This is a genomic window from Herbaspirillum sp. WTB6 (genome assembly GCF_057457785.1).
This window is the reverse complement of sequence record NZ_CP176522.1, coordinates 57,710-71,774: the sequence shown is the minus strand read 5'-3', so window position 1 is coordinate 71,774 and position 14,065 is coordinate 57,710. Positions and strand designations below refer to the sequence as shown.

General features: G+C 61.3%; 16 protein-coding genes. 4 read left to right on the top strand and 12 right to left on the bottom strand.

Annotation, left to right across the window (positions count from 1 at the left end; genetic code table 11):
• Positions 1-21 precede the first annotated feature (21 nt).
• Positions 22-690, top strand: coding sequence for a phosphoribosyltransferase (locus ACK2VC_RS00320; protein ID WP_486731618.1), 669 nt, complete (start codon positions 22-24; stop codon positions 688-690).
• Between the two features lie 31 nt (positions 691-721).
• Here ACK2VC_RS00320 and ldcA read toward each other — a convergent pair whose 3' ends face one another.
• From ldcA to queE, 4 genes are read right to left on the bottom strand one after another with little or no spacing between them, the layout of a single operon-like run.
• On the bottom strand, positions 722-1,666 hold the full coding sequence (ldcA, locus tag ACK2VC_RS00315; RefSeq protein ID WP_486731617.1) for a muramoyltetrapeptide carboxypeptidase: 945 nt from the start codon (positions 1,664-1,666) through the stop codon (positions 722-724).
• Positions 1,663-2,136, bottom strand: a complete 474-nt coding sequence (gene tadA, locus ACK2VC_RS00310; RefSeq protein ID WP_486731616.1) for a tRNA adenosine(34) deaminase TadA — start codon at positions 2,134-2,136, stop codon at positions 1,663-1,665. The genes ldcA and tadA overlap by 4 nt, the downstream gene beginning before the upstream one ends.
• A gap of 4 nt (positions 2,137-2,140) precedes the next feature.
• Entirely contained in the window at positions 2,141-2,590 is a 450-nt protein-coding gene (gene queD / locus ACK2VC_RS00305; protein ID WP_486733274.1) for a 6-carboxytetrahydropterin synthase QueD, read from the bottom strand.
• Positions 2,591-2,619: 29 nt separating this feature from the next.
• Positions 2,620-3,252: a 7-carboxy-7-deazaguanine synthase gene (gene queE, locus ACK2VC_RS00300; protein ID WP_486731615.1), complete on the bottom strand. Its 633-nt coding sequence runs from the start codon at positions 3,250-3,252 to the stop codon at positions 2,620-2,622.
• A 124-nt stretch (positions 3,253-3,376) separates the two neighbouring features.
• Between queE and ACK2VC_RS00295 the strand changes: the two genes are divergently transcribed.
• Complete coding sequence (locus tag ACK2VC_RS00295) at positions 3,377-3,559, top strand: CopG family transcriptional regulator (RefSeq protein ID WP_486731614.1); 183 nt, start codon at positions 3,377-3,379, stop codon at positions 3,557-3,559.
• A gap of 82 nt (positions 3,560-3,641) precedes the next feature.
• Here the strand turns inward: ACK2VC_RS00295 and guaA are convergent, their stop codons facing one another.
• The 3 genes from guaA to guaB are packed head-to-tail and all read right to left on the bottom strand — an operon-like array spanning position 3,642 to position 7,796.
• Positions 3,642-5,234: a glutamine-hydrolyzing GMP synthase gene (gene guaA, locus ACK2VC_RS00290; RefSeq protein WP_486731613.1), complete on the bottom strand. Its 1,593-nt coding sequence runs from the start codon at positions 5,232-5,234 to the stop codon at positions 3,642-3,644.
• A gap of 31 nt (positions 5,235-5,265) precedes the next feature.
• The gene (locus tag ACK2VC_RS00285; RefSeq protein WP_486731612.1) at positions 5,266-6,291 is read right to left on the bottom strand and encodes a GGDEF domain-containing protein; all 1,026 of its coding nucleotides are present in this window, start codon (positions 6,289-6,291) and stop codon (positions 5,266-5,268) included.
• A 44-nt stretch (positions 6,292-6,335) separates the two neighbouring features.
• Complete coding sequence (guaB, locus tag ACK2VC_RS00280) at positions 6,336-7,796, bottom strand: IMP dehydrogenase (RefSeq protein ID WP_486731611.1); 1,461 nt, start codon at positions 7,794-7,796, stop codon at positions 6,336-6,338.
• Positions 7,797-7,962: 166 nt separating this feature from the next.
• Here guaB and ACK2VC_RS00275 point away from each other — a divergent pair, with 166 nt between their 5' ends.
• The gene (locus ACK2VC_RS00275) at positions 7,963-8,478 is read left to right on the top strand and encodes a DUF4124 domain-containing protein (RefSeq protein ID WP_486731610.1); all 516 of its coding nucleotides are present in this window, start codon (positions 7,963-7,965) and stop codon (positions 8,476-8,478) included.
• A 30-nt stretch (positions 8,479-8,508) separates the two neighbouring features.
• Here the strand turns inward: ACK2VC_RS00275 and ACK2VC_RS00270 are convergent, their stop codons facing one another.
• Positions 8,509-8,802: an RnfH family protein gene (locus ACK2VC_RS00270; protein ID WP_486731609.1), complete on the bottom strand. Its 294-nt coding sequence runs from the start codon at positions 8,800-8,802 to the stop codon at positions 8,509-8,511.
• Positions 8,795-9,226: a type II toxin-antitoxin system RatA family toxin gene (locus tag ACK2VC_RS00265; RefSeq protein ID WP_486731608.1), complete on the bottom strand. Its 432-nt coding sequence runs from the start codon at positions 9,224-9,226 to the stop codon at positions 8,795-8,797. Before ACK2VC_RS00265 ends, ACK2VC_RS00270 begins: the two co-directional genes overlap by 8 nt.
• A 65-nt stretch (positions 9,227-9,291) precedes the next feature.
• On the opposite strand from ACK2VC_RS00265, the gene smpB reads away from it, so the two are divergent.
• Positions 9,292-9,741: an SsrA-binding protein SmpB gene (smpB, locus tag ACK2VC_RS00260; protein WP_486731607.1), complete on the top strand. Its 450-nt coding sequence runs from the start codon at positions 9,292-9,294 to the stop codon at positions 9,739-9,741.
• 195 nt (positions 9,742-9,936) lie between these two features.
• Here the strand turns inward: smpB and ACK2VC_RS00255 are convergent, their stop codons facing one another.
• From ACK2VC_RS00255 to ppsA, 3 genes are all read right to left on the bottom strand, one after another.
• Positions 9,937-10,860, bottom strand: coding sequence for an SPFH domain-containing protein (locus ACK2VC_RS00255; protein WP_486731606.1), 924 nt, complete (start codon positions 10,858-10,860; stop codon positions 9,937-9,939).
• Positions 10,861-10,895: 35 nt separating this feature from the next.
• A complete protein-coding gene (locus tag ACK2VC_RS00250) occupies positions 10,896-11,333 on the bottom strand; it encodes an NfeD family protein (RefSeq protein WP_486731605.1) in 438 nt (145 codons plus the stop codon).
• Positions 11,334-11,546: 213 nt separating this feature from the next.
• Positions 11,547-13,904: a phosphoenolpyruvate synthase gene (ppsA, locus tag ACK2VC_RS00245; protein WP_486733273.1), complete on the bottom strand. Its 2,358-nt coding sequence runs from the start codon at positions 13,902-13,904 to the stop codon at positions 11,547-11,549.
• Between the last annotated feature and the right edge of the window lie 161 nt (positions 13,905-14,065).

The following is a 14,065-nucleotide window of genomic DNA, read 5'->3' as shown; positions in this document are numbered from 1 at the left end:
GCATCCAGGAGCGAAAATTCAATGACCGCACAATGCCTCTTTGCCGATCGTGCCGAAGCGGCGCTAGCACTGGCCTCGCGCTTGCGCGACTATCGCGGCCGCAAGCCATTGATTCTCGCGATTCCGCGCGGCTCAGTGCCGATGGGCAAGATCATTGCGCAGCAACTCGGCGGCGAACTGGACGTGGTTCTGGTGCGCAAGCTGGCGGCCCCATTTGATCCGGAATATGCGATCGGCGCCGTCGACGAAAGCGGTTGGGCCTATCTTTCCTCCGAAATTGAGGATTCCGCCGGGATGCGGGCATTCATCGAACAGGAAAAAACCCGGCAATTGGAGCTTCTGGCGCGGCGGCGCGTGCAATACACGCCGTTCAGGCGCCCGATCGATCCAGCTGGCCGCATCGCCATCGTGATTGATGACGGCCTGGCCACCGGCGCCACCATGATCGCCGCGCTGCATGCGGTTCGCGCCCGAAATCCGGCGGAGCTCGTATGCGCCGTGCCGCTGGCCCCGCCCGCCAGCCTGACCGACGTCATGCCGTTTGCGGACAGGCTGATCTGCCTGCATGCGCCGGATAACTTTCACGCGGTCAGCCAGTTCTACCGGCATTTCCCGCAAGTTGACGATCAGGAAGTCGCCAGCACCCTTGCTTTGCCCGGCTCGGCCCCGGATGCACCGCCGGCTCCTTGAGCGCCTTCGCCGCAGGCCACCGGCCTCTGCATCAAGGCTGGCTTGGACCAGCGAGCGCCGCGTAGCGCGACATCGTCAATTGGCCTTGCGAATCGTCAACGGTCAATTGCGCCTGCGCACCGACCGCCAGCGTTACCTTGTCCGGGATATGCCCGAACGGTAACCCGGTTACCACCGGAATCGGGCAATGGGCGCGCAGATACACCAGCATCGCATCGAAATCGTAGCCGTTGTCGTACTCGTTCAAACGATAGTTGGAAAAATCACCCAGCAGCAAGGCCTGCTGCCGCGCTAGCACCCCCGCATGCAGCAGTTGCAGCAGCATGCGCTCGATCCGATAGGGGTGCTCGTTGATATCTTCGACGAACAGGATGCCATCCTCTATCTGCGGCAGGTAACGGGTGCCGGCCAAATGGGTAAGCATGGTCAGGTTGCCACCCCATAACGTGCCGCAGACATCGAGCGTCGGATTGTCGGCTGCGGGGATCTGCAGCGTGTGTGCGCCGCCGGCAAGGCAGCGCCAGAAATCGTCCAGCGTGAACCGGCTGGGTTGCGCCCGGGTGAAGTCGTCGCACAGCATCGGCCCGGCGAAACTGCCGGCGCCGGTACGCGCCAGCAGCGCCATCTGGAACGCTGTAAAGTCGCTGTGGCCGACGAACAGCTTGCCGCTGGCGGCCAGTCGATCGAAATCGAGCGCCGGCAAGATCCGCGTCAGCCCATAACCGCCGCGTAGCGCCAGCACCACCTGCACGTCCGGATCGGCCGCCGCTGCCATTAACTGTGCTGCGCGCTGCCGGTCGGTGCCACCGAAGCGCTGGTACTGCTGCGCCGGGTCGAAATAGCGCTTGACGCGGCAACCTTCCTCCTGCAAGCGTGCGATACCGCGTTCGACCGCGGCCGGGTCGTAAGCGTAGCCGGACGGCGCGACCAGGGCCACAGCAACCCCCTGCCCGCGGCCAGGAAAATCTTCTGTCATTGTGCTCCCCCGCGTTGTTGCAGGCGGCGCCGCTCGGCAAAAAAATCCTTCAGCAAGGCGCCGCACCGATCGGCCAGCACGCCGCCAACCAGCTCGGTCTGGTGATTGATTTGGGCCTGCTCGAACAGGTTGATCACCGAACCGCCGGCGCCGGTTTTGGGGTCGGTGGCACCGAATACCACCCGCGCCAGCCGCGCATGCAGCATGGCGCCGGCGCACATCGCGCAAGGTTCGAGCGTGACGAACAACTCGCAGCCGGGTAGCCGGTAATTGCCGAGCAGCGCGGACGCAGCCCGCAGAGCCACGATTTCCGCGTGCGCGGTCGGATCATGGGTGCCGATCGGCTGGTTGAAGCCGGTCGCAATGACCGTACCATCCTTGACCACTAGCGCGCCCACCGGCACTTCGCCCAGCAACCTGGCATTTTGCGCTTGCGACAGCGCCTGCTGCATCAGGATGATGTCGCGCATCGAATCAGACCGGCGCGTTGATTTCTGCCCAGCAATTCGGCGTTTCGTGCAGCACCAGCCGCTGCAACCGCAAACCGGTGCCGAAATGATCCTGGAACGCGACTTGCAGCAAATCGAATGCAGTGCGCGCCAGATTTTCCACCGTCGGAATGCGGGTGATCACCACCGTCTTATGGCCCGGCAGCGTCGCCAGGAAATCGCGCACCGCGTGGTCCTTTTCATACACCAGAAAGGCATGATCCCAGACATCGACCAGATGCTGCTTGGCGAGCGTCTTGATGTCGGAAAAATCCATGATCATGCCGTTGTCGGAACGCCCTTCCTCGTCGATCACGGCGCCGATCAGCGTGATCTCAAGGGTATAGCGATGACCGTGCAGGTTGCGGCACTGGCTCTTGTGATCGGGAATCCGGTGGCCGGCGTCGAATTCAAGCTTGCGGGTAATCGTCAGCATGGCGGATTCGGGTTGCGTGGAAGTGGTGCTCATGGAATTTGCAGCAGTTTATGGGTTTGCAGGCTTAATTTCCATCTTGGATTCTGCTTGCAGGTGTCGATTGCCAGTCTGGTATTGCGTTCCAGATCGGGACCATCCATCGGTTGCACGAAAAAATGCTGGAACGCGAGCGCCTCGTAATCGGCAAGGTTCTGCTCCGCTTGCGGAATCACCACCTTCAATTCGCTGCCGGCCTGGACACGCAACGGCGCCCCCATCTTCGGGCTGACGCAAATCCAGTCGACACCAGGAGGCACAGGCAAGGTGCCATTGGTCTCGATCGCGATGGTAAATCCGGCCGCGTGCATCGCATCGATCAGCGGCACATCAAGCTGCAGCGTCGGTTCGCCGCCGGTGAATACGACGTACTTGTTGGACGGGTAGCTTGCCGGCCAGAGCCGGTCGATCGCCTGCACCAGCGAGGGCACCTCGTACTTGCCGCCCAGCACGCCATCGGTACCGACGAAATCCGTATCGCAAAACTGGCAAATCGCACTGGCGCGATCGGCTTCGCGGCCGCTCCACAGGTTGCAGCCGGAAAAACGACAAAATACCGCCGGCCGCCCGGCATGCGCGCCCTCCCCTTGCAATGTGTAAAAAATTTCCTTGATGCTGTAAGTCAACAATATCCCCGGTTTTTACCGAATGGCACGAATGACAGTAGCCATTCTGGCAATTTTCCGCACCATTAGCATAATTTGATTACAATCAAATTATAATTTTGCGCCCAATCCGTGGAGAATGATAATGGAAACAAAAACCGCCCGCTTGACCGTCCTGATCGACCCCGTCAAGAAAAAAAATTTCGAGGAGCTTTGTTCCACGCAAGACCTGACTCCGTCCCAAGTCGTGCGGCAATTGATTCGCGACTATCTGGAGCGGCATCCCGGCAATACGGATACCAGTACAAAGAATAATCCGGCGGCCTGACGGATTGGGTTTTCAGACGTCTGACCGGTATCACCGAATTTTCGCCACGCCCGAGCGCGGCGTTTCAATCAAACCTAATGCGTCATTCCCACTCAATCGTCGCCGGCGGCTTACCGGAAATGTCGTACACCACGCGATTGATGCCGCGTACTTCATTGATGATGCGGTTGGAGACCCTGCCCAGCAGTTCGTACGGCAGATGCGCCCAGTGCGCAGTCATGAAATCCTGGGTCTGCACCGCGCGCAGCGCCACCACATAGTCGTAGGTGCGGCCATCGCCCATCACGCCGACCGACTTCACCGGCAGAAACACGGCGAACGCCTGACTAGTCAGCTCGTACCAGCTCTTGCCGCTGGCCTGATCGACGGTGTTGCGCAATTCTTCGATGAAAATGGCGTCGGCCCGGCGCAGCAAGTCGGCGAATTCCTGCTTTACTGCGCCCAGGATGCGCACTCCGAGGCCGGGCCCCGGGAATGGATGGCGGTACACCATCGCATGCGGCAATCCGAGCGCCACGCCAAGCTTGCGCACTTCATCCTTGAACAGCTCGCGCAGCGGCTCCAGCAATTTCAGGTTCAGGGTTTCCGGCAGGCCGCCCACGTTGTGATGGCTCTTGATGGTGTGCCCCTTCTTGCCCTTGCCGGCGCTTTCGATCACGTCCGGATAAATCGTGCCCTGCGCCAGCCATTTCGCATTCGTGATCTTGCTTGCCTCGGACTGGAACACGTGGACAAATTCGCGGCCGATGATCTTGCGCTTTTGTTCCGGATCGGTGACGCCGTGCAGATGGTGCATGAACTGGTCGCTGGCATCGATCCGGATCACCTTGACGCCCAGATTTTTGGCGAACATGTCCATCACCGCATCGCCCTCGCCCAGCCGCAGCAGGCCGTGGTCGACGAAAACGCAGGTCAGTTGGTTGCCGATGGCGCGGTGAATCAGGGCTGCCGCCACGCTTGAATCGACCCCCCCGGACAGCCCGAGGATGACATCGTCGCCGCCCACCTGGCGGCGGATCGCCTCCACCGCTTCGGCGATGTAATCGGGCATGTTCCAGTCCGATTTGCAGCCGCAGATTTCATGCACGAAGCGGGTCAGGATTGCCTCGCCTTGCAGCGTATGGGTGACTTCCGGGTGGAACTGGACCGCGTAAAAATGGCGTGCCTTGTCGGCCATGCCGGCAATCGGGCAATTGTCGGTGGAAGCCATCAATTTGAAACCGGGCGGCATTTCGTTGACCTTGTCGCCGTGGCTCATCCAGACCTTGAGCATGCCGTGGCCTTCCGGCGTGACAAAGTCGTTGATCCCGTCCAGCAACGCCGTATGGCCGCGCGCGCGCACTTCGGCATAGCCGAATTCGCGCACCTTACCCATCTCGACCTTGCCGCCCAACTGCTGCGCCATGGCCTGCATGCCGTAGCAGATGCCCAGCACCGGCACGCCGATTTCGAACACCGATTGCGGCACCCGCGGCGTGTCGTCTTCGGTCACGCTGTTCGGGCCGCCGGACAGGATGATGCCGCGCAGCGATCCGTCCCGGGCATAGTCGCGAATGAAATCATCGCTGACGTCATACGGATGGACTTCGGAAAACACGCCGGCATCGCGCACGCGACGTGCGATGAGTTGCGTCACTTGCGAGCCAAAATCAAGAATCAGGATTTTTGTATGCATCGGAAAGGGCGAAAAGGAAGCAATTGGAAAATCAGGACAACGGCGGCCGGGCTTGCACCACGCAATTACGGCCGGCACCCTTGGCCGCATATAGCGCCAAATCGGTGTGACGAATCAGGTCTTCGGCCGTGGCCGAGGGAAACAGGTTGGTCGATGCGCTGCCGATGCTGATGGTCACGCTGCTGGCATCGCTGCCGAGTTCGGGCGGCAGCATGATTGCACGCCGCATGCGTTCGGCCACCGATTCCGCCACCACATGGGAGGCGCCGGGCAGCACCACCAGCAACTGGTCGCCGATATAGCGGCCCAGCGCGTCGCCGGGACGAATGCAGGAACGCAGGCGGCTGGCGATCTTGACCAGGATCGTATCGCAAGTGGATTGCCCGAGGCTGTCGTTCAATTTCTTGAAATGATCGACTCCCACCAGGACCAGCGATAGCGGTTGCCGATTGTTATTGCAACGCTCTTTTTCGACTGCCACCAGGCGCGTAATCGCGACCCGGTTCCAGGTGCCGATCAACGGGTCGAGCAGGGAATCCCGGCGCAGGCTCTTGTTCTTCTTCAACAGGTCGAGTTGCGCCGCGCCGGCCGTCTGCAGGCGCAATTCGCGCTCGACCTGGGCCGCCAGATCAAGCAGCAACTCACGCTCCTGCTCGCCGAACTGTCGGGAGCCGTAGTCAACCAGATGCAGGGCACCCACCACGGCCTCGCTGGCGTTGCGGACCGGACAGCCGGCATAAAAACGGATGTACGGCGCCCCGAGCACCGAGCGATGTATGGCCAGCGCGGCGTCCGCCCGGGTATCAGTCACCACGCGCACCGCATCCAGCGGCGGCAGATCATGGCAAAATGCGGCCTCGATCGCCGCCATCGAGCGCCCGCCGGCGCCCTCGGCTGCAACGCCATACCACTGTACGAGGCAGCTGGCGACAGAAAACAAATGCTTGCCGATGCGGCGGATGCGAACCATCTGCGCGTCCTCGGCTGCGGGGAAAAAACCCGATTCGAGCGCGGTCGCCTCGCCGCCAGCCTGATTGGTCCGCTCTGGATTGCTCATTCGATGGTGCCTGGGCAACGCCGCTTCAGCCGGTGTGCCGGCACTCAATCGGCGCGATAATTTGGCGCTTCCTTAGTGATCTGGACATCATGCACATGCGACTCGCGCATCCCGGCCGAAGTGATTTCGACAAACTCGGCCCGTTCGCGCAATTCATCGATCGAGGCGCAACCGCAATAGCCCATCGATGAGCGCACGCCGCCGATCAACTGATACAGGATCGCCACCACGCTGCCCTTGTAGGGGACGCGGCCTTCGATTCCTTCCGGCACGAACTTGTCGGTATTGTTGGCCGGGTCCTGGAAATAGCGGTCGGCCGAGCCGTCCGCCATCGCGCCCAGGCTGCCCATGCCGCGATAGTATTTGTAGCTGCGGCCCTGGTACAGGATCACCTCGCCCGGAGCTTCTTCGGTGCCGGCCAGCATGCTGCCCATCATCACGGTAGACGCGCCGGCCGCCAGCGCCTTCGAAATATCGCCCGAAAAACGGATGCCGCCGTCGGCAATGCACGGTACACCAGTCCCTTTCAAGGCCTCGGCCACATTCGAAATCGCAGTGATTTGCGGCACGCCGACGCCGGCCACGATGCGCGTGGTGCAGATCGAACCGGGACCGATGCCGACCTTGACCGCGTCGGCCCCGGCTTCCACCAGCGCCAGCGCCGCTGCCGCGGTCGCGATATTGCCGCCGATCACTTCGATTTTCGGATAGCGCGCCTTGATCCATTTGATGCGATCCAGCACGCCTTTCGAATGGCCGTGCGCGGTATCCACCACCAGCACGTCGACTCCGGCCTGCACCAGCAACTCAACCCGCTCGTCGTTGTCGGGGCCGACCCCCACCGCCGCGCCCACTTGCAACATGCCGTGCTCGTCCTTGGAAGCGAGCGGATGTTCATGCGACTTTAGGATGTCCTTGACCGTGATCAGCCCGCGCAGTTCGAAGGCATCGTTGACCACGATCACCCGTTCCAGCCGGTGCTTGTTCATCAGGCGCTTGGCTTCTTCTAGTTCGGCGCCCTCTTTCACCACCACCAGCTTGTCGCGCGGCGTCATCTTGTCGCGCGCCTGGGCATCCAGTTCTTCCTCGAAACGCAGGTCGCGATTGGTGATCACGCCAACCACCTGCTTGCCCTCCACCACCGGGAAGCCGCTGATGCCGTGCTGATCGGACAGCGCGATCACGTCGCGGATCTTCATGGTGGGCGGGATCGTGATCGGATCGCGCACCACGCCGGATTCGAAACGCTTGACTTTCGCCACTTCGCGCGCCTGATCTTTCGGACTCAGGTTCTTGTGCACGATGCCGATGCCGCCTTCCTGCGCCATCGCGATCGCCAGTCGCGCCTCGGTCACGGTATCCATCGCCGCCGACAGCAGCGGAATGTTGAGCGTGATGTTGCGGGTAAGGCGCGTGTGCAGGGAAGTGTTTTTGGGGAGGACGTTGGAAAACGCGGGGACAAGCAGCACGTCATCGAAGGTGAGTGCTTTGTGGAGTAGACGCATAATGTTTCCTACAGGCGCAAAAGCGAATTATACAGAAATCGCCAAGTCACGACGGCCCGCCGGCCGTTGTTTCTGGTAAAACATGCCTGTTTCGCACCAGTTACGTTGACAGACGGAAAAAAGCGTGGCGAAATCGTCCCGGCCGCTCACCATCCAAGGAATAACAATGAACCGGAGTCGACTGAAATCGATTTGCACCGCGACCGTCCTGGCCGGCGGCTGGACGCTGGCGAGCCTGGCATTCGCCCAATACGTGTGGCTCGATGATGGCGGCCGCAAGCAGTATTCCGATCTGCCGCCACCGCCTTCGGTAGCCGCCAGTCGAATCCTGAAAACGCCGCACGCGGTGCGCCCTGCCGCGCCAGCGCAGGCCGCCGCTGAGCCCGCGACCGACGGCGCCGCCAGCAAGGCCAAGGCGCCGCCGACCCTGGCCGAGAAGAATGCGGAATTCGTCAAGCGCCGCGCGGATCAGGCCGAGCAGGAAAAAAAGCAGGCCGAGCAACGCCGTATCGCTGATGAAAAAACCAAGAGCTGCGAACGCGCCCGCCAGTATCAAAAAACCCTGGCTTCGGGGGTGCGGATGGCCGGCATCGACAAGAATGGCGAGCGGGTGTTCCTGGACGATGCGCAACGGGCGCAGGAAGAACGCGATGTGCGCAGCGCACTCAAAGCCTGCGAATGACGCTAGCCACGCTCGGCGACGCTTGGCCGGCTAACGCCGCTTACCGACGCGGCGCCGACGCGCCTCCTTGGGGTCCGCAATCAGTGGCCGGTAGATTTCGATCCGGTCGTGCTCGCGCGCGATGCTTTCCAACGCCTTCAACTTACCGTAGATGCCGACTCGGGCGCGGGCCAGATCGATTTCCGGCGCCTGCTGCAATATCCCGCTAGCGGTAATCACCTGCTGCAGCGTGCTGCCGGCGGCCACCTCCAGGCTCAGCAGTAGCTGGCGCTCGGGCCGCGCATAGCAGACCTGCACCGCGATCTTGCCACCACCGTCAGCCATACACAGCCTCGGCCCGCTTGCAGAAGGAATCGACGAAGCTGTTTGCGATCATGCTGAAGACCGGGCCGATGATCTGCTCCAGCAGCCGATTCGAAAATTCGTAATGCATGTCGAACTCGATCTTGCAGGCATCGGCCTTCAGCGGCTTGAAGTTCCAGCTTGCGTCCAGATGCCGGAACGGGCCGTCCACCAGTTGCATCTTCATCGCGGTCGGCGGCGCGTTGGTGTTTTCGGTGGTGAAGGCATGATGCACGCCGCGGTACTGGATGGTGATGGTCGCCACCAGGCGGTCTGCCTGCCGCTCGCGCACCGCGACGCCGCCGCACCACGGCAGAAACAATGGGTAGTCCTCTACCCGATCCACCAGGGCGAACATCTGTTCCACGCTATAACCAAGGAATACCGCTTTGTGTACCACCGCCATTGAATAACCGTTTGATAGAATCTCGGGGTTGAAATTTTACCCGACCCGTTGCCCCGGCCGACCCGATGACCATAGTTGAAAATAGAAAAGCGTTCCATGATTACTTCATCGAGGAGCGCTACGAAGCGGGTGTCGTGCTGCACGGCTGGGAAGTCAAGGCGATCCGCGCCGGCCGCGTGCAATTGAAGGAAGCCTACGTGATCGTGCGCGATGACGAAGTGTTCCTGTTCGGCGCCCACATTAGCGCCCTGCTCAGCGCTTCCAGCCACGTTCATCCGGAAGCGCTGCGCACCCGCAAGCTGCTGTTGCATGCGGAAGAGATCAAGCGCATCCGGGCCAAGGTGGAGCGCGCCGGCTATACACTGGTGCCGCTCAACCTGCATTACGTGCGCGGCCGCGTCAAATGCGAAATCGGCCTGGCCAAGGGCAAGAAAATGCACGACAAGCGCGAGACTGAAAAACAGCGCGATTCGCAGCGGGAAATACAGAGCATCATGAAATCGCACCGGCGCTAGCCGCGGCATTTGGTGCCGCCTTCGCGAGGGCCTCAAATTCGGCTTAAGTGCCCGATATACTCCAACCACCGACGCGATATTCCGCACGAAAAATGGCGGTTATTCAACGATACTCCCGCAAATAGCGTGGCTTGGCGATTGCGGGACGCGTTTTTCGGCGCTCCACAACCGGCGTCGCCACTCATATGCCGATTCTCACTTCTGCTGCGACTTCACCACCTGCAAGGCGCTGGCGATCAAACCGCCCATGTCGCTCATGGTGGCCGGCACGATCAGTGAATTGCCGGTTTTCGCCAGGTTGGCGAAGGCGCCGACATACTGTTCGGCGACCTTCAGGTTGACAGCATCGGCACCACCCGGTTCGCGGATCGCCGCCGCCGTCTGACGCAGTGCATCGGCGGTCGCGTTGGCGATGGCGACGATGGCGGCGGCGTGCCCCTGGGCACGGTTGATCGAGGCCTGCTTCTCGCCCTCGGATTTGGCGATCGAGGCTTCGCGTTCGCCGGTGGCGATGTTGATCTGTTCCTGCTTGCGCCCTTCGGAGGCGGCGATCAAGGCGCGCTTTTCGCGCTCGGCGGTGATCTGGGCCTGCATCGCATGCAGGATTTCCTTCGGCGGCGTCAGGTCCTTGATTTCATAACGCAACACCTTGACACCCCAGTTGGCGGCCGATTCGTCGATCGCGTTGACGATCTCGGTATTGATGTGGTCGCGCTCTTCAAAGGTCTTGTCCAGCTCCATCTTGCCGATCACCGAGCGCAAGGTGGTCTGCGCCAACTGCGTGATTGCCGCCAAGTAATTGGAGGAACCGTAGGAAGCGCGCATTGGATCGGTCACCTGGAAATACAGCACGCCATCCACCTGCAACTGCGTGTTGTCCTTGGTAATGCAGACCTGGGGCGGGACATCCAGCGGAATTTCCTTCAGTACGTGCTTGTATGCAATGCGGTCGATGAACGGCACCACGATATTCAGGCCCGGGCCGAGGGTCGCATGGTATTTACCCAGGCGTTCGACCACCCATGCATGCTGCTGCGGTACCACGTTGATGGTCTTGACGACAAAAACGATCGCCAGGATGAAGATGATCAAAGACACGTTGCCGAAACTGAAATCCATGTTGTCGCTCCCGGTTGGTATTGGTTATTGCTCGATTAATTGTTCGACACGATCAGGCGGCTGCCGCGCACCTCGCGGATGATAAACGATCCCGGCCGAGCGTCACCCTCCGGCGCCAGTTCGATATCCCACAAGGCCCCACGATATGGCGCGCGGGCGCTGGCCTGACCGTTCGGTCCGAGCGTCCAGTCGTTTACCTGCACGCTCTGGCCGATGTCCAGGTTCACGTTCGGGTCGCGCGCCACATCATGCCTGTGCCGTCGGCCCCATTTGCTGCGTCGCAGCGCATAGGTGGAGCCAATGCCGACCGCGGCGGCAATAATCAGTTGCCACTGCGGGTCCAGCCCCGCCAGGGCCGCCAGCGCGCCACTGGCCAGGCCGACGGCAATCATCAGCAAATAGAAGGTACCGCTGAATATCTCCAGGATCACGACGACACCCGCCGCGGCCAGCCACATCATCCAGTCCGCCATTGCACACTCCTCCCTTTCGACAACGCTTGCATAAAAACAAAACCCTCGTCGACCAGCGGTGACGAGGGTTCAAGTTCAAACAACGAAACTGTTTTTGTTTGTATTCGGCAAGTGAGGGCTAGTCTAGCCGAAAATCGGCTGCCGTCAACCGCTTTGTCTGATCCGCGCCACGCCGGCCGCGGCGCGACGGCGCGGCGGCCGGACTTGGCAGACCTATTTCGCGGCTCCCAGTTTTTGCCAGGTATCGGCCACGGTGTCCGGATTCAGCGATATCGAGGCGATCCCTTCCTGCATCAGCCATTCGGCAAAATCCGGATGATCCGACGGCCCCTGGCCACAGATGCCGATGTACTTGCCCTGTGCGCGGCAGGCCGCGATTGCCTGCGACAACAAGGCTCGCACAGCCGGATCGCGCTCGTCGAAATCGGCCGCCAAGAGCGCCATGCCGGAATCGCGGTCGAGGCCGAGCGTCAACTGGGTCAGATCGTTGGAGCCGATCGAGAAGCCGTCGAAATACTCGAGGAAGCGCTCGGCCAGGATGGCGTTGCTCGGCACTTCGCACATCATGATCAGGCGCAAGCCGTTCTCGCCGCGTTTCAGCCCGTTCTTGGCGAGCAGATTGACCACCTTCTCGGCCTGGCCCAGCGTACGCACGAACGGCACCATGATCTCGACGTTGGTCAGGCCCATGTCGTTGCGCACCCGTTTCATCGCGGTGCATTCCATCTCGAACGCCTCGGCAAAGTCGTCCGCCAGGTAGCGCGCGGCGCCGCGGAAACCGAGCATCGGGTTTTCCTCGTCCGGCTCGTAGCGCGAACCGCCGATCAGCTTCTTGTATTCGTTCGATTTGAAGTCGGACAGGCGCACGATCACCGGCTTCGGCCAGAAGGCGGCGGCAATCGTGGCGATGCCTTCGGCCAGCTTGTCCACGTAGAACGCCTTCGGCGAGGCATGGCCGCGCGCGACCGATTCCACCGCCTTCTTCAGGTCGGGGTCGATGTTCGGGTATTCCAGAATCGCCTTCGGATGGACGCCGATGTTGTTGTTGATGATGAATTCCAGCCGTGCCAGACCGACGCCATGATTCGGAATCGACTGGAAATCGAACGCCAGTTGCGGATTGCCGACGTTCATCATGATCTTCAACGGCAGTTCCGGCATCGCGCCGCGCTGGATCTCGGTGACTTCGGTTTCCAGCAAGCCGTCATAGATCTTGCCCTCGTCGCCTTCGGCACAGGACACCGTGACCAGCGTGCCATCCTTCAGCACGTCGCTGGCATTGCCGCAGCCGACCACCGCCGGGACACCCAGCTCGCGGGCGATGATTGCCGCGTGGCAGGTACGGCCGCCACGGTTGGTGACGATCGCCGAGGCGCGCTTCATCACCGGCTCCCAGTTGGGGTCGGTCATGTCGGCCACCAGTACGTCGCCTGGCTGTACCCGCTCCATTTCGGACGGGTCGCGGATCACGCGCACCGGGCCGGCGCCGATCTTCTGGCCGATCGCGCGGCCCGCCGCCAGCACCGTGCCGCTGCTCTTCAAGGTGAAGCGCTGCTGGGCGTCGCTGTGCTTTTGCTGCGACTTCACGGTTTCCGGCCGCGCCTGCAGGATATACAGCTTGCCGTCGCGGCCATCCTTGCCCCACTCGATATCCATCGGTCGGCCATAGTGTTTCTCGATCGTGACCGCGTATTTCGCCAGCTCGACGATATCGGCGTCGGTCAGCGAGTAGCGGTTGCGCAACTCGATCGGCACATCGACCGTTTTCACCGAGCGTCCGGCCTTGGCTTCGCTGGTGAATTCCATCTTGATCAGCTTGGAGCCGATGTTGCGCCGGATGATCGGCGCCTTGCCCTGCTCCAACATCGGCTTGTGGACATAGAATTCGTCCGGATTGACCGCGCCCTGCACCACGGTTTCGCCCAGGCCGTAGCTGGAGGTGATGAAGACCACGTCGCGGAAGCCCGATTCGGTATCCAGCGTGAACATGACGCCGGCGGCGCCGACGTCGGAGCGCACCATGCGCTGCACCCCGGCCGACAGGGCAACTTCGGAATGGATGAAGCCCTTGTGCACACGGTACGAAATCGCGCGGTCGTTGTAGAGCGAGGCAAACACGTGCTTCATCGCGTCCAGCACGTTGTCGATCCCGATCACGTTCAGGAAGGTTTCCTGCTGACCGGCAAAAGACGCGTCCGGCAAATCTTCGGCCGTCGCGGAAGAACGGACCGCGAACGACATTTCACTTGAAGAATCGGCCACAAGTTCTTGATAAGAATCCTTTATTTGCTGCGCAAGACGCGGCTGGAAGGGGGTATCGATGATCCATTGACGAATATCCGCGCCAGCCTGGGCCAGCGCCCGCACGTCATCGATGTCGAGCGCCGACAGTCGATCGGCGATACGCTCGGCCAGCGTCGGGCCGCCAGCGGCGCTATGCGCCAGGAAATCGCGAAAGGCTTGCGCGGTGGTGGCGAAACCGCCGGGCACGCGCACGCCATTCTCAGCCAATTGGCTGATCATTTCACCTAATGACGCATTTTTGCCGCCGACCGAATCGACATCGGTCATTCGTAACTGATCAAGCGAAACGACGTAAGCGGCCTCCGGTTTGGGCTCGCGTTGCGGCCCTGCATATACTGCGCTGGACATGACTACCTCTATTTTGATGATGGGAAATCTTCACGGTCGCTTCGCTCGGCCTGTGTTTTTGTTATTCTTGCTACGGATGG